The organism is Escherichia sp. 94.0001, assembly GCF_013369155.2.
Lineage (GTDB): Bacteria > Pseudomonadota > Gammaproteobacteria > Enterobacterales > Enterobacteriaceae > Escherichia > Escherichia coli_F.
Map to the genome: position 1 here is coordinate 1 of NZ_JABWMS020000284.1, position 297 is coordinate 297.

Sequence of the window (297 nt, forward strand, 5' to 3'; positions counted from 1 at the left end):
GCATAATGGCGCTGCATTCCGGATGCTGCAGGGCGTAATCCCGCAGCCGGTAATAGTGGACCGTCATGGCATAACACTCCGTACGACAGGCATGATGACTGTACGTCATCAGACAGGCAGCAATACCGGCGGCTTCCGGGCTCATTTCAGCGCGGTTGCCGTTCATGGCATTGAACAGTACCCATGTTTCGTCATCATCGTCATCCGGTTCGGGTGCCATAAATGCCCCGCCGTTGTTCAGGGTGTACAGATTCCAGATACCACCGCAGTAGTCTTCGCAAAGACGGTCCATCCAGC

1 protein-coding gene is annotated in these 297 nt (G+C 55.6%); it reads right to left on the minus strand.

Annotation, left to right across the window (positions count from 1 at the left end; translation table 11 throughout):
- On the minus strand, nucleotides 1–297 hold a 297-nt coding region (locus HEN33_RS25740; protein ID WP_183083562.1), incomplete at both ends, for an antirestriction protein.